Below are 20,996 nucleotides of genomic sequence, written 5' to 3'. Positions count from 1 at the left end.
CGGAGGGGGCGGTAACCCGCCCCCTTTCCCAAATTCACTCCGCCGCCGGCTGGTAAATCTCCCCGCCGGATTCGCGGAACTTCTGCGACATCTCGGCCATACCGGACTCCGCGGCGTCGCGGATTTCCTGCGTGATCTTCATCGAACAGAACTTCGGCCCGCACATCGAACAGAAATGCGCGGTCTTGGCGCCTTCCGCCGGCAGGGTCTCATCGTGGTAGGCCATCGCCGTGTCGGGATCGAGCGACAGGGCGAACTGGTCGCGCCAGCGGAAGGAGAAGCGGGCACGCGACATGGCGTCATCGCGCAGCCGCGCCGCCGGGTGGCCCTTGGCGAGGTCGGCGGCATGGGCGGCGATCTTGTAGGCGATGACGCCGGCCTTCACGTCGTCGCGGTCGGGCAGGCCCAGATGCTCCTTCGGCGTGACGTAGCAGAGCATCGCCGTGCCGAACCAGCCGATCATCGCAGCGCCGATGGCGCTGGTGATATGGTCGTAACCCGGCGCGATGTCGGTCACCAACGGTCCCAGCGTGTAGAAGGGCGCCTCGCCGCACAGCGCCAGTTGCTTCTCGACATTGTGCTTGATCTTGTGCATCGGCACATGACCCGGCCCCTCGATCATCACCTGCACGTCGCGCGCCCAGGCGATCTTGGTCAGTTCGCCCAGCGTTTCCAGCTCGGCGAACTGGGCGGCGTCGTTGGCATCGGCCTGACTGCCGGGCCGCAACCCGTCGCCCATCGACAGCGCCACGTCATAGGTGCGGCAGATCTCGACGATGTCGGCGAAATGGTCGTAGAGGAAATTCTCGCGGTGATGCGCCAGGCACCATTTGGCGATGATCGAGCCGCCGCGCGAGACGATGCCGGTCACCCGCTTGGCAGTCAGCGGGATATGGGCCAGCCGCAGCCCGGCATGGATGGTGAAGTAATCGACGCCCTGCTCCGCCTGCTCGATCAGCGTATCGCGGAACAGCTCCCAGGTCAGGTCCTCGGCCTTGCCCTTCACCTTCTCCAGCGCCTGATAGATCGGCACCGTGCCGATGGGCACCGGGGAGTTGCGCAGGATCCACTCGCGGGTCTGGTGGATATCGGCGCCGGTGGACAAATCCATCACGGTGTCGGCCCCCCAGCGGATTGACCAGACCATCTTCTCCACCTCCTCCTCGATCGAGGAGGTCACGGCGGAGTTGCCGATGTTGGCGTTGATCTTGGTCAGGAAGTTGCGGCCGATGATCATCGGTTCCGACTCGGGATGGTTGACATTGGACGGGATGATCGCCCGCCCGCGCGCCACCTCGTCGCGGACGAACTCCGGGGTGATGAAATCGGGGATCTCTGCCCCGAAATCCTCACCGTCGCGGGCCGCCTCCAAGGCGGCGGTACGACCCAGGTTTTCGCGGACGGCGATGTATTCCATCTCCGCGGTGACGATGCCGGCGCGGGCGTAGGCCATCTGGGTCACCGCCCCGCCGCCCTTGGCACGCAGCACGCCGCTGTCGGTGGTCTCGACATCGCCGCGCGCAAGGATCCAGTCGCGGCGGTGCTTGACCAGCCCGGCCCGCACGTCGATGGCGACCGACTCGTCGGTGTAGGGACCGGAGGCGTCATAGACGGTCAGCGGCGGCTCGCCGCCCGACAGCGCGATCTCGCGCATGGCGACACGCAGATCGGGAAAGCGCGTGCCGGGAACATGGATCTTCCGCGACGACGGGAGCGGGCCGGTCGAAATGCGGATGGCGTCTTCGTTGAAGTCCTTAGGCATTGGGTTTCTCCGTCGGAGTTGGGCGGACAAACCCGGGACTGCGGACGGAGGTGCGGTATCTTCGTGCGGGCCGTTCTCGGAATGGTTTCCCCGGTATGGCGGGGCCGATGCGGCCGGACGGGGCGAGAATCAGCCCGTCACGAGGTCCCTCCCTTCGCCGGTATGACCCGGATCAGGTTCGAAGGGTCACCACGCTGCCGGCTTGCGCAGTGCGCCGTCCGGCCGTTGGTATCTCAGCCCCCTGTCGGGACCCCCCTGGAATGCGGCCCATCCTGCCGCCGACGGACGGTCGTGTCAAAAGGAAAGCGCTGCGGACGATCCGCCTTCTCCATTGTGGAAACCCGTTACATCCAGCGCTTCAGCCGCACATAGATCACCGGCAGCAATGCCGACAGCAGCATCAGCCCCAAGGCGCTGGGATAGCCGAAGGGTGAGCTGTGTCCCGGCATGTCGGTAAAGTTCATCCCCCCGATGCTGGTGACCAGGATCGGCGGATAGAGCAGCACCGTCAGCACCGAGACGATCTTGACGATCTCGTTCTGCTCGACGTTGATCTGGCCCAGCGCGGTGTCGAGCGCCAGAGCGACCTTGCCGGACAGGAAGCGGGCATATTGGTCCAGTCCGCGCAGGTCCTGCAGCGTGGTCTTGGCCCAGCGCCGCGTCGCCTTGCCGGCGTTCCAGCCGTCGCCGCGCGCCAGGAAGTCGGTCATGCGGGAGAGGCTGGCCAGACTGATCCGCGCCTTACCGATCAGGTGGCCAGCATGGCCGATGCGCTTCAGCGTCTGCGCGTCATCCAGCGTCTCGCCGCGGGAACGCAGCTTGCGCCCGCGGAAATAGCGGCGGTTCAGCGCATCCAGTTCCACCCCCGTCCGCCGCAGAACGACGGAGGTGCGGTCGATCATCCCATCCACCAGCGCCGCCAGCACCAGCTCGCCGCGGGCGGCCGACACCTGCCCGTGGGTGGCACGGCGGCGGAAGGCGAGCAGGGCCTGCGGGTCGATGTCGTGGATGGTCACCAGCCGCCGCCCGGCCAGCACGAAGCTGACGGTGGCAATGCGCGGCTCGTCGGTGTCGGCCCAGACCAGCGCGGTGACGGTCATGGTCAGCGCACCGCCGGCAACGCGCAGACGGCTCGACTCCTCGATTTCAGCCATCTGCTCGCGGGTGGGCAGGCCGGTGCCGATCAATGCCTCCGCCCGCGCCAATTCACCGGGCGTCGGGTTGATCAGGTCCAGCCAGACGGCGGTCTCGGGCAGCGGCGCCGCCTCGTCGGCGGCCCCCTTGTCCCAGCGCAGCAGACCGCCGTCATTGACGAAGACATGCAGCAAGTCTAGCGCTCCTTGCGTGGCTTTGAACTCAGCCCATCCTTCGTCCGTGTGGAGCAGCAGGACGGCAACATGATCGACGGGATCACCCCCGCGCTCTCGCCATTTCCAGCAGACGCACCCCAAACCCTCCATTTACGGCAACCAGTTCGCCATGGGCAATTGCCTGTCCTTCGACACAGACATCGACCGGTGCCTGAACCGGGCGGTCCAAATCCAACACGCCCCCATGGGTCAACGCCAGAATGTCGGCCAGGGGTCGTTCCACCGTGCCAATGATGACTGAAAGCTTCACACCCACCTCAAGCAGGGCGGAACTTGCCGGCGTCGCTCTGGCTTTCGCCGCCGATGCAGCCATCCGCGGGAGTTGACGGGGGATCTCCAGGTCATCCGGTTCGGAGGCGACGACAACCCGCCAGCACCGCTCGCCGGCACGGAGCCGTCCGGTCACCAGCGAGCGGCCCGCCACCTCGACGCGGACGGCCCCATCGGCGTCGCCGTCGACGGCGAAGACCGTCCCAGGTGCCGCCGCCAACAGATCGGATAATGGCAGCTGCATCGTACCAACCAAGACCTGCACGGTCGTCTGGCTGTGCAGCGTCTCCCGCAGCAGATGGCGGCGCCACAACGGATCGTTGCCGAAGCGTTCTCCAGCAAACATCGACTGCAGTTGTGGGCGCACCGGTTCCAAGAGCCCATAGGGCAGGAGCAGATCCAGGCCACCGGCCCGCCCATCCAGTTCGACCGCGACTCGCACGCACATGCAGCCGCAAGACGGTCGGGCGATGATCGCAAAACGTGGGCATGTTTCGATGCGGTCCGCATCGAAACGCACCGTGGCGACCGGCTTGAAAGCCGCTCCGAGTTCACCCAGCAGCCGGCGGGCCGCCCCCATCGCCAACTCAAGGTCCAATTTGCTGAGAGTCCGCGACGGAATGCGCAGGCAGACATCGGCCGGATCACCCCCGAGCTGGGCTTCGCCCAACGCCTCGGCAAAGGCCCGGTCGATGGCGAGCAGCCCGTAATCGTTCCAGGGATCCGCGCGAAACGGGATCAGCGGCCGTTCGCCCGTCTCGTCATTGACCCAGTCGCCAAAGCGCACCGACCGCATACTCACCAGAGCCACATCGACAGACGCACCGCTATAGGCGCGCAGGGAGGTGGCAAGCATGCGCACGAAACGGTCGATCACCACCTCGAGCATCGGCAGGCGGTCTACCAAAACCCGCCTGTTCTGGAGCAGGGCCGCCAAGCCTGATGGCAGAACCGGCGGGGTCCATCCGACCTCCGTATCCTGCTCGGGTGCGCTCGGCATGACGGCGGTATCCGTGGGGGCGGCATCGGCGGCAGCGCGAAGCGCGCCCTGCCGTTCCGGTGCCACATGGTCGAGAATACGGGCGAGGGCCTCCGCCCCAACGGCAGAATCCGCAGACTCGGCCATCGTCAGCACTTGGTCGAGAACCGCGAGCGCGGCGGGCGATGGCCGACGTGTGCGCGCCAGGCAGCGCACGGCAAGAGGCTGAAGGTGGTCGTCCAACGCCATCAGCGCCTCGGCCGCCACTTCGGTTGGAAGAGCTGACAGCACCGCAGCAATGGTCTGGGGCGCCTCGCCACCGAGAAGACGGGCAAGCCGGTCAGCCGGCACAGTCCGCAAACCGCTCAAGGGGACTCCGTCCGCCGCCATGCCGGCCTCCCAGGCAGTTCTACGCAGATTGGATCCCGAATGGCCCTGTCAAAGATCCGGGTCCTGGCGAATGCTCACCGCCGACTAAGAGAGCAGGCAGAGCACCAAAAGTCTATATGATGCGACCGCCGCGACGTGGCTTCCCGGCCGGTTTGGCGGGCGCCGCCTTCTCCCCGTCGAGATCCAGCGTCCCACCCTCGGCCTTCAGCGCCTGTTCCAGCTTGCGGCGGAAGGCGCCGCCGTCCCGCTTGGCGTCGAGGAAGTGGCCGACCGCCTCCTTCGCCGCGTCGCTGTCATAGGGGACCTTGCCCAATGCCGCCAATTTGACGCGCTCCACCAGTTTCGGGTCCATCTTCTCGCGGATGGCCTTCATCTGACGCAGCAGGTCCTTGCGCAGATCGCTCATCAGGGTCCCTTGGACAGTGTCAGGCCTTGCCGATCAGGGTGCCGGCGCCGCCTTCGGTGAAGATCTCCAGCAGCAGCGCGTGCGGCACACGGCCATCCAGGATAACAGCGGCATCGACGCCCTGCTCCACCGCACTGATGCAGGTCTCGATCTTCGGGATCATGCCGCCGGACGCGGTGCCGTCGGCGATGGCCTTGTGGGCATCCTCCAGCGACATCTTCTCGATCAGCTTCTTCTCCTTGTCCAGCACGCCGGCAACGTCGGTCAGCAGGAAGAAGCGGGCTGCCTTCACCGCCGCCGCGACCGCGCCGGCCGCCGTGTCGGCGTTGATGTTGTAGGTGTCGCCGTTGACGTCGAAGCCGACCGGGGCGATCACCGGGATGATGTCCGACTGGGCGAGCGCGTGCAGGATCTGCGGGTTCACCTTGTACGGTTCACCGACGAATCCCAGGTCCAGCACCCGCTCGATATTGCTGTCGGGATCGCGCTGGACGCGCTCCAGACGGCGGGCGGTGATCAGGTTGCTGTCCTTGCCCGACAGGCCGACGGCGCGGCCGCCGGCGCTGTTGATGGCGGCGACGATCTGCTTGTTGATGGAGCCGGCCAGCACCATCTCGACCACCTCGACCGTCTCCTTGTCGGTGACGCGCAGGCCGTCGATGAAGCTGGACTTGATCTTCAGCCGCTCCAGCATCTGGCCGATCTGCGGCCCGCCGCCATGGACGACCACAGGGTTGATGCCGACCTGCTTCAGGAGGACGATGTCGCGCGCGAACAGCTCCGCCAGGCTGGCATCGCCCATGGCATGGCCGCCGTACTTGATGACGAAGGTGCTCCCGGCATAGCGGCGCATGTAGGGCAGCGCTTCGGACAGGGTACGGGCCTTGGCGAGCCACTCGTCACGGGTGGGAGTCTGCACGGGAGGATGCCCTTTGTCGGGGTGGAATGTCGGGTTTCTTTAACGGAAAGGCCGGTCGGTTGCCTAGGGGGCAATTTATCGGTCACACACCCCCGCGATGGCCACCCGCGGTCGCCGCGGCGGTGCCGCCGGCCGGCCGCCACAATCCGGCCAGCCGCGTCATCGGTTGAGTCAGCGCCGTGACCGCCACCGCCATCAGTACCATCGCCGAGAAACATGGGCTGGACAGCACCCCAGCCTCCAGCAGGACGGTCAGCACGATGACCTCCATCAGCCCCTTGCACGGCATCAGCGTGCCGAGCCGGAGCGCGTCCGGCCAGCTTTCGCCGGTCCAGCGGGCCGGTAGCGCGGTGCCCGCCATCTTGCCGGTGAGCGTGGCGAGGCTGGCGAGGGCGAAGACGGTCCATTGCGCCGGGTCGTCCAGCGTCAGATTCACCTTCAGCCCGGTCAGCGTGAAGAAGAAGGGCAGCAGGATCAGCGTGGCGAAATGCTCCAGCCGGTCGAGGATCGCCGCCGCGTAGCGGCGCGGCATCGCGCTGCCGGCGATGAAGGCGCCCAGGATGTAATGCAGCCCGATCAGTTCGGTCACCGCGGCCGACGCCAGCAGCGCGGCACAGGTCACCACCACCGCGGTGTCGCCCATCCGGCCTTCCGGCGCCACCCGTTCCAGCAGCCGGTCGAGCAGCGGTCGGACAATCAAGACCGTCGCCCCGACATAGGCGAAGCCCAGCAACCCCACCCGAGCGACCGCCCACGGATCCCCGCCGTCCGCCGTCGACCAGGCCAAAACAGCGGTGATCAGCAGCCAGAGCAGCGCGTCGTTCACCGCGGCATAGCCCAGCGCCAGCCGCCCGACCCGGTCGCCCAGCAGATCCATCTCGCGCAGGATGGCGCCCAGCACCGGCAGGGCGGTGACGCCGACGCAGATGCCGAATCCGGCGGCGAACAATCCGGGGGTCGCATGCCTCCCGGTCATGCCGGGGAAGGCGCCGGCCAGCCACCAGCCCAGGGCCCCGCCCAGCAGGGTCGGCACCAGCATGCTGGACAGCGCCACGGCGGCGAAGGCCCCGCCCCGCCCGCGGAACTCGGCGGGGTCGAGGTGCAGGCCGGTGAGGAAGGCGAAGAATACCACCGCCATCAACGCCAGACCGGACAGCGGCGCGAGCGCGGCAGGCGCGAACAGCACGCCCCACAGATCCGGCACCAGCCGGCCGAGCAGCGACGGCCCCAGCGCCACGCCGAACAGGATCTGGACGACCACCATCGGGGCGATGTGACGCCCGCCGCCGAGCCGCCACAACAGAAACGGCCCGGCGATCAACAGCAGGGCCTGCATCAGGAACAGCAGCGCGGGAGAAAGGCCACCCATCGCCGCGGCCCGCCTATTCCGCGCCGAGCGCGAGGGCGGCGAGGCTGGCGCGCAGTTCCGCGATGCCGGTGCCCTTCTCGGAACTGGTGACGTGGATGTCCGGGAAGGCGGCGGGGTGCTTCTTCAGCCCGACCTGGGTGTCGCGGCGAATCCTGTCGAGATCCGCCGCCTTGACCTTGTCCGCCTTGGTCAGCACGACGACGTAGGGCACCGCCGTGCGATCGAGCATCTCCATGATCTCATGGTCGTGCGGCTTCATCCCATGGCGCGAATCGATCAGCACCAGCGCCCGGCGCAGGGTGACCCGGCCGCGCAGGAAGCGGCGGACCATGTCGTTCCACGCCTCCACCTTCTCCTTCGATTCCTTGGCATAGCCATAGCCGGGCATGTCCACCAGCTTCAGACGGTTGCCGAGGTTGAAGAAGTTGAGCTGCTGCGTGCGGCCCGGCGTGTTGGAGGTGCGGGCCAGCGTCTTGCGCCCGGTCAGGGCGTTGACGAGGCTCGACTTGCCGACGTTCGACCGGCCGGCGAAGGCGACCTCCGGCAGGTCGGCCTCCGGCAGCTGGTTCAGCGCGTTGGCGCCCCAGACGAAGTCGCACTCCTTGGCGAACAGCAGCCGCCCAGCCTCCAGCGCGGCCTCGTCGAAGCCGGAAACGATGCTGGGGGTGTTGGGGGTCGGCGTGTCGGGGCTGGTCATGGCGGGCGCTCTCGTTTTGGTCGGCTAAAAAACATACCGCCGGCAAAGTCCCGTCAAGGGCCTTTGCCGGCGGCAGGTCTCAGACATCGGGCAGAGGCTGACGGATCAGGCCTTCACGCCCATGCGCTTCATGATGGTCCACTGCTGCAGGACCGACAGGGTGTTGTTCCAGGCCCAGTAGATCACCAGACCGGCCGGGAATCCGGCAAGCATGAAGGTGAAGACGATGGGCAGGAACTGGAACACCTTGGCCTGGACCGGGTCCGGCGGCGCCGGGTTCATCTTCTGCTGGAACCACATCGTCACGCCCATGATCAGCGGCCACAGGCCGAGATGCAGCATGGTCGGCGGGCTCCACGGGATCAGGCCGAACGCCGTGAACAGGTTCGTCGGATCGGGCGAGGACAGGTCGTGGATCCAGCCGAAGAACGGCGCATGCCGCATTTCGATGGTCACGAACAGAACCTTGTAGAGCGAGAAGAACACCGGGATCTGGATCAGGATCGGCAGGCAGCCCGACACCGGGGAAACCTTCTCGCGCTTGTACAGCGCCATCAGTTCCTGGTTCATGCGCGCCTGATCGTCGCCGAACTTCTCGCGCAGCTCCTGCATCTTCGGTTGCAGGGCCTTCATCTTGCTCATCGCCTGATAGGACTTGTTGGCGAGCGGGAAGAAGACGGCCTTGACGCAGACGGTCAGCACCAGGATGGCGATGCCGAAGTTGCCGATGACACGGCCCAGGAAATCCAGCGCGTAGAAGAAGGGCTTGGTCAGGAAGTAGAACCAGCCGAAGTCGATGGCCAGATCGAAGTTCTTGATGTTCAGCTTCTCGGAGTAGCTGTCCAGCAGCTTCACCTGCTTGGCGCCGGCGAACAGGCGGCCGGTGTTCTCGACCGAGGCACCCGGCGCCACCGTGACCGGCGCACCCATGGTGTCGGTCTGGTAGCGGTCGGTGTTGGCGACCTGGTTGTAGAGGAAGCGCGCCGTGACCTTCTCGTTCGGGTCGGGCACCAGCGACACCAGCCAGTACTTGTCGGTGATGCCGACCCAGCCGCCGGTGGTCTCCTTGGCGATCGAACCGGCCTTGCGGACGTCGTCGTACTTCTCTTCGGTCAGCGATCCGTTGAAGACGCCGAGCGGACCTTCATGCAGGATGTAGTAGCCCGACGTGTGCGGCGTGCCGCTGCGCGACACCAGGCTGTAGGGCAGCAGGGTGACCGGGGTGGCGCCGGTGTTGCGGACCGACTGCGTCACCGTGAACATGAAGTCCGGGTCGACGGCGATCTTGCGCTCGAACACCAGTCCCTGGCCATTGTCCCAGGTCAGGGTCAGCGGCTTGTCCGGGGTCAGCGCGGCGCCGTCGGCAGTCCAGCGCGTGGTCGCGGTCGGGGTGGCGATGCCGGCGCCCTGCGGGACCCAGCCGAACTCGGCGTAATAGGCGGCGGGCGTGCCTGCCGGGGCCAGCAGCACGATCTCCGGGCTCTTCGGGTCCGGGGTCTCATGGTACTGGGCCAGCGTCAGGTCGTCGATGCGGCCACCGACGAGGTTGACCGAGCCGTGCAGGGCCGGCGTGTCGATCTTCACGCGGGTGCCGGCGGCCATCTGCTCGGCGAGCAGTTCCGGGCGCTCCTTCGCGACCTCAACCGTGGCGGGAGGCTGCTGGGCGGGCACGCCGGGGGCCGGCACCGGCACCGACTGCTCCGTCTGGGCGGCCTGCTGGGCGGCGAGTTGCTTCTGCTGCTCCACCCGCGGCTTCTCGTAGAAAAACTGGAAGCCCAGAAGGATGGCGATCGACAGGGCAATCGCGATGATGAGGTTGCGTTGGTCGGTCATGGCGTCCCGGTTGCCGTGGGGCCTTTGGAAGAAGGGCGGCGTGTGCGCGGCCTTGTTACGGGTTTTCGCCGGGCTGGGCAACCGCCGCATGCCCCTTTTCCCGAGGACCGCAGCGATGCGGCATCATGCGCGCCTGGGGCGCACCGGGATCGGGCACGGGATCCCAGCCCGCCCCGCCCCAGGGATGGCAACGCCCGAGCCGGCGCACCGTGAGCCATCCCCCCCGGATGGCACCGTGCTTTTCCAGCGATTCGATGGCGTAGCAGGAGCAGGTCGGCTGGAAACGGCACTGCCAGCCCACGAAGGGCGACAAGGTCCAGCGATAGAGATAGACGAGCGCGCGGAGCAGGTGCGCGAGCGGGCTGAGGCCGGCGATGCGAAACATGATGTCGCGGGCCTCCTACCCTTCCGCCTCGCGCCACAGGCCGAGGCGCTTCAGCCCGGCGGTCAGGTCGCCGAGCAGGTCGGTCCACGGCCGCTCGGCCGTGTCGCCGCGGGCGACCAGCACGAAGTCATGGCCGGGCGCCGCATGAGCGGTCAGTATCTGCCGCGCGGCCTCACGCAAACGGCGGCGGGCGCGATTGCGCACCACCGCGTTGCCGACCTTGCGGCTCGCCGTCAAACCAAAACGGATGGGCGGACCGCCTTCGGCGGGCCGCTGCCTGTCGTCGTGCCGGCGCACCTGGAGGATCAGGCCGGGAGCCACATGCTTGCGCCGTGTCCCGGCCACGGCCAGAAATTCCGGCCGCCGCATCAGGCGCCCGACCCCGCGGTCCGGCGCCGCCATCGCGGGGATCAGGCGCTCAGAACCTTGCGGCCGCGGGCGCGGCGGCGGGCGATCACCTTGCGGCCGCCGACGGTGGCCATGCGGGCGCGGAAGCCATGACGACGCTTACGCACGATTTTGGACGGCTGGAACGTGCGCTTCATGGCGCCTACTCCTTAAGCTTTGCTGATTGTGACGGGAAGAAGACGCCCGGCCGACTGGCCGGGCGCCGGACCTATGAACCTGAACCGAACCGGAAGGTGCCTTACTCGGCGGCCTTGCGGCCGTTGACCATGCCGCGGCCGGTGGTGCGCTCGGCGATGCGGGCGGCCTTGCCGCGCAGATCGCGCAGATAGTACAGCTTGGCGCGACGGACGGCGCCCTTGCGGACCAGCTCGATCGAGTCGATGCGCGGGGAGTACAGCGGGAACACGCGCTCCACGCCCTCGCCGTAGCTGATCTTGCGGACGGTGAAGGAGCTGTTCACACCGGCGTTCTTGCGGGCGATCACGACGCCCTCATAGGCCTGGACACGCTCACGCGTGCCTTCGACGACCTTCACGTTCACGCGGACCGTATCGCCCGACGAGAAGACCGGGATCGTCTTGCCACCGAGGGCCTTCTCGATCTGCTCCTGCTCGAGCTGCTGCAACAGGTTCATAGCACTACCCCTTTTCTATCGGCGCGCCTCGCGGCGGACCGTCACTCCGGTTTCGGGTCGCGCCGGCGAGCCTGCCGTCGACCCTTGTTCGTAACAGTTTCTGCCGAACGACCCGCCTGGTAGAGCGACCACAGGTCCGGCCGTCGGGCCTCCGTGATCCTCTCCGCCTCGGCCAGCCGCCAGGCCTTGACCTTTCCGTGGTGACCGGAAAGCAGAACCTCCGGCACCGCGCGCTCCACACCCTGTCCGTCGGTCCAGACCGCCGGCCGGGTGTAGTGGGGGTATTCGAGCAACCCCCGTTCGAAACTCTCTTCGCCCGCCGTCTCCACGTTGCCCATGACGCCGGGGAGCAAGCGCACCACGGCATCCATCAGGCTGAGCGCGGCGAGTTCCCCGCCGGACAGCACGAAATCCCCGAGGCTGACCTCTTCGAGGCCGTGCGCATCGAGGACCCGCTGGTCCACCCCTTCGTACCGGCCGCAGAGCAGCGTCACCACCGGGGTGGCGGCCAGCTCCTTGACCAGTTCCTGGTTCAGCACCCGTCCGCGAGGCGACAGATAGATCGCCCGGCCGCGTCCCGGTGCCCCCACAGGTCCCGCCGTCGCGGTCAAAGCCGCGTCCAGCACGTCGGGCCGCATGACCATGCCGGCCCCTCCGCCGAAGGGGGTGTCGTCGACGGAGCGGTGTTTATCGCGCGCGAACGAGCGAATGTCCACCGATTCCAGCGCCCAGACTCCATTTTCCAACGCCTTGCCGGCCAGCGAGTGGCCGAGCGGCCCCGGAAACATCTCCGGGAACAGCGTCAGAACCTTGGCTGTCCAGACCCGCGGACCGTCAGCGCCGTGATTCACGGCCCCTGCTCCCCGCTCTGGTCTCCGCTCCCGTCTTCGCCCTCCTCCACCTCGCCATCGGAACCCTCGCGGGCTTCGATGACAGCGGGAAGATCGACGACGATGCGGCCGCCCCGGACGTCCACCACCGGCACGCAGGCCTTGGAGAAGGGAAGCATCTCCAGCGGCCCGCCGGCGGTCCTGACCTCCAGCACGTCGCCGGCCCCGAAATCGTAGATCGCCTTCACCGTGCCGTAGACGGTTCCGTCGGCGAGTTCCGCACGCAGGCCGATCAAATCGGCATGGTAGAACTCGTCCTCGTCCTCCGTCGCCGGCAGGGCGCCACGGTCCACATAGAGCCGCACACCCGCCAGGGCCTGCGCCTGCTCGCGGCTTGTCACCCCGTCGACCTTGGCCAGGAAGTTGTCCTTGACCATGCCCTGGAGCGTCACCGTGAACCGGCGGGCGCCGTTCTCGTCCGACAGCGGGCCGTAGGTCATGATGTCGGCGGGTTCGGCGGTGAAGCTGCGCAGCTTCACCAGCCCCCGCACGCCGTGCGATCCCGCGAACTGGCCGACACAGATTTTGGCGGTCATCGAAGGAACACCCGGCACGTCGTCACGACCTCAACCCTGACCTCAAGCTCAGCCCCAAGGTCAGCCTTCTGCGGCGGCCGCAGCGGCGGCCTCGGCCTTCAGACGCTCCTGCGCCTTGGCCTTCGGAGCCGACTTCTTCGGGGTCTCGCGGACGGCGGGCTTCTCGACCAGGCCAGCATTGGCCAGGAAGAGGACGACGCGGTCCGTCGGCTGGGCGCCGACCGACAGCCAATGCTTGGCGCGCTCGGCGTCCAGGATGATGCGCTGCTCATGCTCGCGCGGCAGCATCGGGTTGTAGGTGCCGATCTTCTCGATGAAGCGGCCGTCACGCGGGCTGCGGGCGTCCGCGATGACGATCGAGTAGAACGGACGCTTCTTCGCACCACCGCGAGCCAGACGAATCTTCAGAGCCATTGGTCGAAACTTTCTCTTCTCAAGTCAAACAGGTATCAGGTGATTTCGAGAGGCGGTCAGGTCAGCCGAAAGGCCCCTTCCCGCCGAAGCCGCCGAGTCCCTTCGGCAGCAGGTTTCCGAGGCCGCCGCGCAGCATCCCCTTCTTCCCAAGCTTCTGCACCTGCTTCATCATTCCGCGCATGGTCTCGAACTGCTTCAGCAGCTTGTTGACCTCCTGCACCGAGGTGCCGGAACCAGCGGCGATGCGCTTGCGGCGCGATGCCTTGATGATGTCGGGGTTCCTGCGCTCCGCCTTGGTCATCGAGGAGATGATCGCCTCCTGGCGCTTGATCATCCCGTCGTCGACGTTGGCGTCCTTCAGCTGGTCCTTGATCTTGCCGATGCCCGGCAGCATCCCCATCAGGCCGGACATGCCGCCCATCTTGCGAAGCTGCTTCAGCTGCATCGCCATGTCGTCGAGGTCGAAGCCCTGGCCCTTCTCCATCTTGCGGGCGAGCTTTTCGGCCTCGTCCTTGTCGATGGTCTCGACGGCCTTCTCCACCAGCGACACCACGTCGCCCATGCCGAGGATACGGCCGGCGATGCGGTCGGGGTGGAAGGGCTCCAGCGCGTCGATCTTCTCGCCGACGCCCAGCAGCTTGATCGGCTTGCCGGTGATCTGGCGCATCGACAGGGCGGCACCGCCGCGGGCGTCGCCGTCGATGCGGGTCAGCACGATGCCGGTGATGCCGACCTTGTCGTTGAAATTGGTGGCGACGGTGACGGCGTCCTGGCCGGTCATCGCGTCGGCGACCAGCAGGGTTTCCACCGGCTTGGTCGCGTCGCGGACCGCCGCGACCTCCGCCATCAGCTCCTCGTCGATGGCCAGGCGGCCGGCGGTGTCGAGCATGACGATGTCGTAGCCTTCGAGACGGCCGGTCTCGATGGCACGTTTCGCGATGGCGACCGGATCCTGGCCCGGCACGATCGGCAGGGTGGCGACGCCGGTCTGCTCGCCAAGAACCTTCAGCTGCTCCTGGGCGGCCGGACGGCGGACGTCCAGCGAGGCCATCAGGACCTTCTTGCGGTCCTTCGTCTTCAGGCGGAGCGCGATCTTGGCGGTGCTGGTGGTCTTGCCCGAGCCCTGGAGACCGACCATCAGGATCGGCACCGGGGCGGCGGCGTTCAGGTTGATCTCGGAGCCTTCGCCCAGCATCTCCACGAGGTTGTCGTGGACGATCTTGATGACCTGCTGGCCGGGGGTGACCGACTTCAGCACTTCCTGCCCGACGGCGCGTTCCTTCACCTGGGTGACGAACTGCTTGACGACGGGCAGAGCGACGTCAGCCTCCAGCAACGCCACGCGAACTTCGCGCAGTGCTGCGGAGACGTCCTCCTCGGTCAGCGCGCCACGGCGGCGCAGCTTGTCGAAGATGTCGCCCAGGCGTCCGGTCAGGCCTTCGAACATGCGATACTCGTTCCCCAGTTCCGGGTCCAGCGTCAGGGCCGCCACCCGCACAAGCACGAAAGCGCCAGTGCGCGAAATTCGCGGACTGGCGGAGATACCCGGCATGGGGCCGGGGTACCCGGTCTATCGACTTTGCAGAAGACAGGTCGGCGGACCATAGAGAAGCCGGCGGGCCGAGTCAACCGTTGCAAGCGGTCTTTTCCCACCGGCCGAAGGTCTGCCTTGCCGGGACGCAGTTATCGGTCTCATCCTTGTCACAAATCAACGCACCTTAACGAAATTTTGGCGACTGTTTAGGATAGTGGGTAACCAAATAGAGAAGGTATGCAGGCGATGTCGTCCGCCCAGGGCTTTGGGTCCAACAGCCCGCGAACCAAGCTGACCCAGAGCCAGCTCAACGCGATCCTGTTGCGGCACCAGGCGTTCCGCAAAAGCCAGCCGGGCGGCGTGCGCGCCAACCTGAAGATGCGCGACCTGTCGCATCTCGACCTGTCCGGCATCGACCTGTCCGACGCCGACCTGTCGGGGGCCAAGCTGTTCAGCGCCCGGCTGACCGGCGCCAACCTCGCCAACGCCAACCTCTATGCCGCCGACCTGCGGCTCGCCAACCTGGAGAAGGCCGACCTGCGCCGGGCCGACCTGCGTGGCGCCTGCCTGCGCGGCGCGGTGCTGAGCGAGGCGACGCTGGTGGAGGTCGACCTGCGCGACGGCACGCTGCTGCATTACGATTCCAGCGGCGAGATGTACGCCCATGATTACGAGGATTCCGTCCTGACCTCGGAGCTGACGGCGGCGACCATCCGCGGCGCCGACCTGTCGCGGGCCAAGGTCGCCAACGCCTTCGTCATGCAGACCGACCTGACCGACGCCATCCTGCGCGGCACCAAGTTCATGCGCGCCAATCTGACCGGGTCCAACCTGACCGGCTGCGACCTGACCGACGCCGACCTGACGGAGGCGAACCTGTCGGGCGCCCGTCTGTCAGGGGCGGTCATGACCGGCTGCGCCATCAACCGCACCAACTTCAGCGGCGCCACCCTGATCGGCGCCATCCTGGACGCGGCGCAGATGCGCTCCCCCAACCTCCAGGCGGCAGTGCTGGCGAAGACTCTGGAGAATCCGGAAGACGACCTGCGCGAGATGCTGATGGAGCATCTGACCTGGATCGACAGCGGCGGCAAGGCCGGCAAGCGCGCCGACCTGTCGGCGCTGGACCTGTCGGGACGGAAGCTGGACGGCATCAACCTGTCGGCGGCGATCCTGCAATGCATCGCGCTGCGCGGCGCCAACCTGTCCGGTGCCGCGATGGCGATCGCCGACATGTCGCTGGCCGACCTGCGCAAGGCCGACCTGTCGAAGGCCGATCTGCGTGGCGTCAATTTCGAACGAGCCACCTTGACCGGTGCCAACCTGACCGGCGCCCAACTCGGGCCCGTCCATATCCAGACGATGAGCGGCCATGTCTGGCGGGCCAACCTGCAACGCGCCCGGCTGGGCATGGCGCTGCTGTGCAAGGCGGATCTGCGCAAGGCCAACCTTTCCGGCGCCAATCTGGCCGGTGCCGACCTGACCGGCGCCGACCTCAGCGAGGCCGACCTGACCGGCGCCGACCTGACCGGTGCGGTGCTGGACGGCGCCACGATGGATCAGGCGATCGTCGAGGAGGCGATCGGACTGGTCTGCTGAGAAGGTCTTTCAGGCGGAAGGCCCGCCACGCCGCGCCATCCAGTCACCGGAACCGTAGACACTGCGGACATGGTGGACCAGCAGGTTGCGGGCGTCGATCAGTTGGGCCATCCGCTCGCGGCAGGCGACGATGCCGGTGTCCGGGTGATAGACCGGCGCCAGTTCGCGGAAGCGCCGCCGCACCTGATCCTCGTCGAAGCACCATTCATTGACGAAGCCGAACAGCTGGGCGGCGTCGCGCACCTGCGTGATCCGGCCGTCGAGCGGCTGGAACGACAGGCGTTGCAGCGCATGGGCCAACGCCTTGTTCCGGTAGCCCAGCGTCTCCACCGCGGCCTCCAGCCGGCGGACATCCTCGCCCGGCAGGATGCGGGCGCCGGGATCGGCCAGCGCCAGGGCGGCGGCCAGTGCACTGCGGATCTTGCCGTCGCCGGCGTCGGTTTCCCCCACCTCCAGCACCGCGTCCCCATCGGAGTCGCGCAGGCCCGGATCTGCGGCCCCCTCCGGCGCCAGCAGCAGGGCGGCGGCCAGAAGCATCGGCACCCCTATCCCGCGCGCGGCGGCGAGATTCAGAACGGCCGCACGGAAACGCGCACCACAGGGCACGATACGGCCCAGGGCTGACGGGAGGCTGGTCTCTTCCGGTGCGGTCATCGTCGGCGCCAACACTTGGTGGAAGCGGGCGCGAGTCTACGCAATTGCTTGAGTCGCCGCAATCGCGCGGATGGGCGCGGCCGGAAGGTTTACCGCCGGCTCGTTATGCCGCTCCGCCTCAATGCGCCTTCATCGCTCCTGGCTTGGCCGGCAGCCGGTCGAGCAGCTCGTCGATGTAGGTGGTTTCGTCCTTGCCGGACATGGCGGCGAAGCCCTTCAGCATCTGGCTGCCGAAGGTGAAGACGCTGGCGAGGTCAATGCGCCACGCCCCGCCTTCACGTATGAAGTCGGCGGGGACCAGCGCCGGCCGGTTGTCGACCATCAGCAGCCCCGACGCCCGGTCGCCCTTGACCCGCACCGGCCCCAGCGAACTGCGGGAGATGACGTTGGGGCCGAGCCAGCCGGCCTTCAGCGCGTGGTTGGCGATGTCGCCGACCGACATGCGGCGCAGCTCCGCCGGGCCGAGGTAGCGTCGCAGTCCCATGGCGGCGAAGCGCTCCGCCGGTTCCAGCCGCTGCACCGGCGCGTCGCCCGGCTGGCGGGCGGCATCGCGCACCGACTCCAGCGTCTTGACCGAGTTGCGGGTGAGCAGCGGGATCAGCGCCGATCCGCGCTTTTCGGCCAGCGCGTTGCGGGCGGCATCGAAGGTGGCGGCGACCTCGCGCTCCTCCGGCGTTTCGCGCGGCGGAGCGGCGAAGCTGGTGGCGGCGGCGATCAGGACGACGAAGAAGGCGAGGAAGGCGACACGCATGCCGGAGAAAACCTGAAGACGGTTGGAAACGTCACGCCTTTTCCTCGACGCCGAAGAATTCGAGCTGCCAGCGCATCTCTTCATCGGTCATCGGATAGTGCGTGCCGTCGCGAGCATTAAGCGCCGTTTTTGGCGGAATCTGGGCGAGCCGCAACTGGACCTGCCGGGCGAAGCGCATGGTCAGCCCGGCGCGCCACACCAGCGCGGTCACAGCGCGCGGCGCATGGGTGGCGACGATGCGGTCCACCACCGGCAGCGGGATCTGCGACAGTTCCGCCAGCGCCGCCATGACGAAGCCACGGTCGCCCTCCACCATCGATCCCTCGATCAGCTTCTCGGTCAGCTTGCCTTCCTTGTTCAGGCGCGCTGCCTTGTCGCTGGGGCGTTCGACCGGCTTTTCCGGCCCGGCGGCGGCTCCGCCGACCGCCTCCTCGCCGAAATCGACCGGGCCGAGCGGCAAGCCGGGCGCAGCACCGGCCGCCTGTCCCACCCGCTGGCGCACCGCCTCCACCAGCCCGCGAGCGGCGGCGGGGTCGAGGTCGTCGCGGTCCTGCAACATTTTCAGCAGATTGTCGGCGACGAAGCTGGCCAGCCGTGCCACCGCGCGCGCCGGCAGCCGCGGGCGGCGGACCAGCGGCGAATGCCAGGGCTCGTGCTGGGGCGCCTGATCGAGGATGCGGTCGAGAGTCTCTTCGCGGATCTGGGCCGACGGGTTGCCGAGCAGGGCCGTCACCGCCGCCTCGTCGTCCGACCGCGCGATGGCGTCGGCGACGGAGGCGCTGACATTCTGCCGGCTGGCGATGGCGGTCATCGCGCCCCGCACCGGCCCCTTCATGATGATGTCGGTCAGATCCTCTTCGGTGAGGATCGGCGAATGTTGCAGAACAGGCGCGCAGACCGACAGCTCCACGTCGCGGGCCAGCCGGTTGATGACGCCGTGCGGGGCGTTGGGCAGGTCCTTCAGCGCCTCGGCCAGGATGCCGCGGACTTCGGTCGCCTGATCACGCGCCAGCGTTTCCAGGCATTCCACCGTCAGCCGCTCGATCTGCGTCGCCTGGTCGGCCGACAGTTCCGGCAGAAGGCGGGCGATCTTCTGCGCCACCGCCTGCCGCACCATGACCTCACGGTCCTTGGCCAGCAGCAGGTCGGCCTGCCGCGGGGTGCCGGCGTTGGTGGCGATGGCGCGCCGCACCTCGGCCGCAGCATCGGCGGCAAGGAAATACAGCAGCTCCGGCCGGGTCTTGGGATGTTCGGCGACCTTGCGGCGGACCGCCGGATCCTCGCTCTGCACCATCCGCTTGGCGGATTCGTAGTCGGCGGGGTCGAAGGCTTCGGAACGCGGATTGGCAGGCGGGGTCACGGGGTGGGCTCCGCGGCGGAAACATCGGAGGAGGATGCCGCCTGATAGGCGGAGGCCAGGGCGTAATGGCCCTTGCCGCTCTTCTTGGCGTCGTACATGGCAGCATCGGCACGGTCGGTCAACTCCCGCACCGATTCGCCGCGGCCGGGGATATGGACGGCGATGCCGATCGACAGGCCCAGCGGCTTCTCGGGGCTGGCCGACAAATGGGCCAGATCGCGCATGCCGTTCAGCAGCCGGTCGGCAACGATGCGCGCCTTCGCCTCGTCGGTGCGGCCCAGCCACAGCACGAACTCGTCACCGCCCAGCCGGCCCGGCAGGTCGCCCGGCCGCACCCCGGTGGTCAGCAGCGTGCCGATCGCCTTCAGCACGGTGTCACCCTGCTGGTGGCCGTGCAGGTCGTTGACCGCCTTGAAATTGTCGAGGTCGACATAGAGCAGGGCCGATGGGCCGCTGTCGGGCCGGGAGATCGACTCCTCCAGCCGTTCGAAGAAGGTGCGGCGGTTGAACAGCCCGGTCAGCCCGTCGCGCTCCGACAGGCGGCGCAGCCGCTCCTGATAGGCGAGATGGGCATGCGCGATGCCGATATGGTCGGCTACGCCCGACATCAGATGGCGGTCGTCGTCGTCCCAGGGCTCCGAATCGCCGGTGCGCCAGACCAGCAGCGCGCCGTTCGCCGCCTGCCGGTACTCCGTCCGCTCGCCGATCAGCTGAACGTCGCCCAGCCGGTCGGCGACCAGCCCCTCGCCCTTGGCGATGCGGTCGAGCAGAGTGGCACCCACCTCCGGCAGCTCCGCCCCGAATTCCGCCACCAGCGACAGGGAGACACGGCCGCCGGCACCGGCCCCCTCCTCCGCCCGGTAGATGCGGCAACCATCGGCGCTGAGCGCCCGCGCCGTCTCCGTCGCAGCGACGGCCAGCGCCTCGGCGGCGTCGAGCCGGTCGCGCAGGGTATGGACGATGTGGCCCAGCAGCCGCTCGCGGTTCCGGATGCGCGCCAGTTCGTTGGAGCGCAACACCTGTTCCGTCACGTCGCGGCAGACGCCGCGGGCGCCGATCCACTCGCCCTGTGGCCCGAACAGCGGCAGGGCGGAGGCGACGACGCAGGCGGGCGTACCGTCGGCGCTCTTCAGCCAAAGTTCGGTCTGGTCGACCGCGCGGCGGCAGTCGAAGGGCATCGGCAGGTCTTCCGTCTCCTCCAGCGCCAGGCTGCGCGGGTCGCGGCCGATCAGCGCGTCGGCCGGATAGCCCAGCGCGCCCTTGTGGCTGACGAAGACGAAGGTGCCATCCGGCCCCGTCTCCCACGCGAAGTCGGAGGAGACCTCCACCAGATCCTTGTAGCGCCGCCGCGATTCGGTCAGCGTGTGGCGCAGCTGCCGTTCCAGCGTATCGTCGCGGCCCAGCAGCAGGAATCCGCCGTCAGGCAGCGGCACGCCGGCCCATTCGACAATCATGATGCCGCGCAGGGATTCCACCGGCACCGACCGCAGCCCCGGCGCCACGCTGGAGGCCGACAGCCAGTTGCGCAGCTCCGGCAGCCAGCGCGGGTCGCTGTCCATCATGTCCTCCGCCTCGGCATTCGCCTCGGCGACGGCCAGCGCCGAATCCAGCCGCAGAGCCGGGCCGGGATACAGCGCGACCAGCGTCGCGGAGCCGGGCGGGCCGCCGGGAAGGGCTGAATCGGGTGCGGAGGTACCGGTGGTCAGAAGAAGGTCCACGGCGATCCCAGAGGGGCAATCAACAAAGCGGGCGGAGTGAAAAACCTTAGGCTGCAAACCCTAGCAAGGTCCGGTCCATGCTACCTCTTTAGGGGTTAATCTTCAATCAACCAACGAG

Annotated in this window: 21 protein-coding genes and 1 riboswitch; of the genes, 1 reads left to right on the top strand and 20 read right to left on the bottom strand. The window is 67.8% G+C overall.

From position 1 onward, the window contains the following. Positions 1–34: 34 nt before the first annotated feature. The 16 genes from thiC to ffh all read right to left on the bottom strand — a co-directional run bounded on the left by thiC (position 35) and on the right by ffh (position 14,709). Positions 35–1,762, bottom strand: coding sequence for a phosphomethylpyrimidine synthase ThiC (gene thiC / locus J2848_RS32815; RefSeq protein WP_149234821.1), 1,728 nt, complete (start codon positions 1,760–1,762; stop codon positions 35–37). 132 nt (positions 1,763–1,894) lie between these two features. Next, a riboswitch (TPP riboswitch) is annotated at positions 1,895–2,029 on the bottom strand. A gap of 77 nt (positions 2,030–2,106) precedes the next feature. Then, complete coding sequence (locus J2848_RS32810) at positions 2,107–3,090, bottom strand: CorA family divalent cation transporter (RefSeq protein ID WP_149234822.1); 984 nt, start codon at positions 3,088–3,090, stop codon at positions 2,107–2,109. An 82-nt stretch (positions 3,091–3,172) separates the two neighbouring features. Then, complete coding sequence (locus J2848_RS32805) at positions 3,173–4,771, bottom strand: FliM/FliN family flagellar motor switch protein (RefSeq protein WP_149234823.1); 1,599 nt, start codon at positions 4,769–4,771, stop codon at positions 3,173–3,175. A 112-nt stretch (positions 4,772–4,883) separates the two neighbouring features. Next, positions 4,884–5,177 carry a hypothetical protein gene (locus tag J2848_RS32800; protein ID WP_149234824.1) on the bottom strand — a complete coding sequence of 98 codons (294 nt, stop codon included), beginning with the start codon at positions 5,175–5,177 and terminating at the stop codon, positions 4,884–4,886. 19 nt (positions 5,178–5,196) lie between these two features. Continuing rightward, a complete protein-coding gene (argB, locus tag J2848_RS32795) occupies positions 5,197–6,096 on the bottom strand; it encodes an acetylglutamate kinase (protein WP_149234825.1) in 900 nt (299 codons plus the stop codon). 82 nt (positions 6,097–6,178) lie between these two features. After that, positions 6,179–7,465, bottom strand: a complete 1,287-nt coding sequence (locus tag J2848_RS32790; protein ID WP_149234826.1) for a cation:proton antiporter domain-containing protein — start codon at positions 7,463–7,465, stop codon at positions 6,179–6,181. 13 nt (positions 7,466–7,478) lie between these two features. Beyond that, positions 7,479–8,162, bottom strand: a complete 684-nt coding sequence (gene yihA, locus J2848_RS32785; protein ID WP_211103319.1) for a ribosome biogenesis GTP-binding protein YihA/YsxC — start codon at positions 8,160–8,162, stop codon at positions 7,479–7,481. Between the two features lie 105 nt (positions 8,163–8,267). Beyond that, positions 8,268–9,995 (bottom strand): membrane protein insertase YidC, encoded by a 1,728-nt coding sequence (gene yidC, locus J2848_RS32780; protein WP_149234827.1) that lies wholly within the window; start codon positions 9,993–9,995, stop codon positions 8,268–8,270. A 55-nt stretch (positions 9,996–10,050) separates the two neighbouring features. Beyond that, the gene (gene yidD, locus J2848_RS32775) at positions 10,051–10,380 is read right to left on the bottom strand and encodes a membrane protein insertion efficiency factor YidD (RefSeq protein ID WP_149234828.1); all 330 of its coding nucleotides are present in this window, start codon (positions 10,378–10,380) and stop codon (positions 10,051–10,053) included. Positions 10,381–10,395: 15 nt separating this feature from the next. Beyond that, positions 10,396–10,749: a ribonuclease P protein component gene (gene rnpA, locus J2848_RS32770; RefSeq protein ID WP_366520505.1), complete on the bottom strand. Its 354-nt coding sequence runs from the start codon at positions 10,747–10,749 to the stop codon at positions 10,396–10,398. A gap of 41 nt (positions 10,750–10,790) precedes the next feature. Next, positions 10,791–10,925, bottom strand: a complete 135-nt coding sequence (gene rpmH / locus J2848_RS32765; RefSeq protein ID WP_012973146.1) for a 50S ribosomal protein L34 — start codon at positions 10,923–10,925, stop codon at positions 10,791–10,793. Positions 10,926–11,026: 101 nt separating this feature from the next. Further along, positions 11,027–11,422: a 50S ribosomal protein L19 gene (gene rplS, locus J2848_RS32760; RefSeq protein WP_149234830.1), complete on the bottom strand. Its 396-nt coding sequence runs from the start codon at positions 11,420–11,422 to the stop codon at positions 11,027–11,029. A 41-nt stretch (positions 11,423–11,463) separates the two neighbouring features. Continuing rightward, positions 11,464–12,210 (bottom strand): tRNA (guanosine(37)-N1)-methyltransferase TrmD, encoded by a 747-nt coding sequence (gene trmD, locus J2848_RS32755; RefSeq protein WP_246194379.1) that lies wholly within the window; start codon positions 12,208–12,210, stop codon positions 11,464–11,466. Positions 12,211–12,269: 59 nt separating this feature from the next. Continuing rightward, entirely contained in the window at positions 12,270–12,848 is a 579-nt protein-coding gene (gene rimM / locus J2848_RS32750) for a ribosome maturation factor RimM (protein WP_149234832.1), read from the bottom strand. Between the two features lie 60 nt (positions 12,849–12,908). Further along, positions 12,909–13,262, bottom strand: coding sequence for a 30S ribosomal protein S16 (gene rpsP / locus J2848_RS32745; RefSeq protein ID WP_149234833.1), 354 nt, complete (start codon positions 13,260–13,262; stop codon positions 12,909–12,911). Positions 13,263–13,323: 61 nt separating this feature from the next. Next, positions 13,324–14,709 carry a signal recognition particle protein gene (ffh, locus tag J2848_RS32740; protein WP_149234876.1) on the bottom strand — a complete coding sequence of 462 codons (1,386 nt, stop codon included), beginning with the start codon at positions 14,707–14,709 and terminating at the stop codon, positions 13,324–13,326. Positions 14,710–15,042: 333 nt separating this feature from the next. On the opposite strand from ffh, the gene J2848_RS32735 reads away from it, so the two are divergent. Next, positions 15,043–16,395 carry a pentapeptide repeat-containing protein gene (locus J2848_RS32735; protein WP_149234834.1) on the top strand — a complete coding sequence of 451 codons (1,353 nt, stop codon included), beginning with the start codon at positions 15,043–15,045 and terminating at the stop codon, positions 16,393–16,395. A 9-nt stretch (positions 16,396–16,404) separates the two neighbouring features. On the opposite strand, the gene J2848_RS32730 is transcribed toward J2848_RS32735, so the two are convergent. From J2848_RS32730 to J2848_RS32715, 4 genes are all read right to left on the bottom strand, one after another. Then, entirely contained in the window at positions 16,405–17,049 is a 645-nt protein-coding gene (locus J2848_RS32730; RefSeq protein WP_149234835.1) for a J domain-containing protein, read from the bottom strand. Positions 17,050–17,167: 118 nt separating this feature from the next. Continuing rightward, on the bottom strand, positions 17,168–17,800 hold the full coding sequence (locus J2848_RS32725) for a hypothetical protein (RefSeq protein WP_149234836.1): 633 nt from the start codon (positions 17,798–17,800) through the stop codon (positions 17,168–17,170). A gap of 31 nt (positions 17,801–17,831) precedes the next feature. Next, complete coding sequence (locus tag J2848_RS32720) at positions 17,832–19,160, bottom strand: DUF2336 domain-containing protein (protein WP_149234837.1); 1,329 nt, start codon at positions 19,158–19,160, stop codon at positions 17,832–17,834. After that, on the bottom strand, positions 19,157–20,878 hold the full coding sequence (locus J2848_RS32715) for a sensor domain-containing diguanylate cyclase (protein WP_149234838.1): 1,722 nt from the start codon (positions 20,876–20,878) through the stop codon (positions 19,157–19,159). Before J2848_RS32715 ends, J2848_RS32720 begins: the two co-directional genes overlap by 4 nt. Positions 20,879–20,996 lie beyond the last annotated feature (118 nt).

The organism is Azospirillum lipoferum, assembly GCF_024170005.1.
GTDB classification, from domain to species: Bacteria; Pseudomonadota; Alphaproteobacteria; order Azospirillales; family Azospirillaceae; genus Azospirillum; species Azospirillum lipoferum.
Note: the sequence above shows the minus strand (reverse complement) of the source record. Positions and strands in the feature narration are given on the sequence as shown.

Coding starts and splice junctions, on each gene's coding strand:
- J2848_RS32725 (WP_149234836.1), bottom strand. CDS start 17,800: ATGCGTGTCGCCTTCCTCGCCTTCTTCGTCGTCCTGATCGCCGCCGCC.
- rplS (WP_149234830.1), bottom strand. CDS start 11,422: ATGAACCTGTTGCAGCAGCTCGAGCAGGAGCAGATCGAGAAGGCCCTC.
- J2848_RS32790 (WP_149234826.1), bottom strand. CDS start 7,465: ATGGGTGGCCTTTCTCCCGCGCTGCTGTTCCTGATGCAGGCCCTGCTG.
- rnpA (WP_366520505.1), bottom strand. CDS start 10,749: ATGCGGCGGCCGGAATTTCTGGCCGTGGCCGGGACACGGCGCAAGCAT.
- trmD (WP_246194379.1), bottom strand. CDS start 12,210: ATGTTTCCGGGGCCGCTCGGCCACTCGCTGGCCGGCAAGGCGTTGGAA.
- yidC (WP_149234827.1), bottom strand. CDS start 9,995: ATGACCGACCAACGCAACCTCATCATCGCGATTGCCCTGTCGATCGCC.
- rpsP (WP_149234833.1), bottom strand. CDS start 13,262: ATGGCTCTGAAGATTCGTCTGGCTCGCGGTGGTGCGAAGAAGCGTCCG.
- ffh (WP_149234876.1), bottom strand. CDS start 14,709: ATGTTCGAAGGCCTGACCGGACGCCTGGGCGACATCTTCGACAAGCTG.
- rimM (WP_149234832.1), bottom strand. CDS start 12,848: ATGACCGCCAAAATCTGTGTCGGCCAGTTCGCGGGATCGCACGGCGTG.
- J2848_RS32730 (WP_149234835.1), bottom strand. CDS start 17,049: ATGACCGCACCGGAAGAGACCAGCCTCCCGTCAGCCCTGGGCCGTATC.
- J2848_RS32735 (WP_149234834.1), top strand. CDS start 15,043: ATGTCGTCCGCCCAGGGCTTTGGGTCCAACAGCCCGCGAACCAAGCTG.
- J2848_RS32805 (WP_149234823.1), bottom strand. CDS start 4,771: ATGGCGGCGGACGGAGTCCCCTTGAGCGGTTTGCGGACTGTGCCGGCT.
- thiC (WP_149234821.1), bottom strand. CDS start 1,762: ATGCCTAAGGACTTCAACGAAGACGCCATCCGCATTTCGACCGGCCCG.
- rpmH (WP_012973146.1), bottom strand. CDS start 10,925: ATGAAGCGCACGTTCCAGCCGTCCAAAATCGTGCGTAAGCGTCGTCAT.
- yihA (WP_211103319.1), bottom strand. CDS start 8,162: ATGACCAGCCCCGACACGCCGACCCCCAACACCCCCAGCATCGTTTCC.
- J2848_RS32800 (WP_149234824.1), bottom strand. CDS start 5,177: ATGAGCGATCTGCGCAAGGACCTGCTGCGTCAGATGAAGGCCATCCGC.
- yidD (WP_149234828.1), bottom strand. CDS start 10,380: ATGTTTCGCATCGCCGGCCTCAGCCCGCTCGCGCACCTGCTCCGCGCG.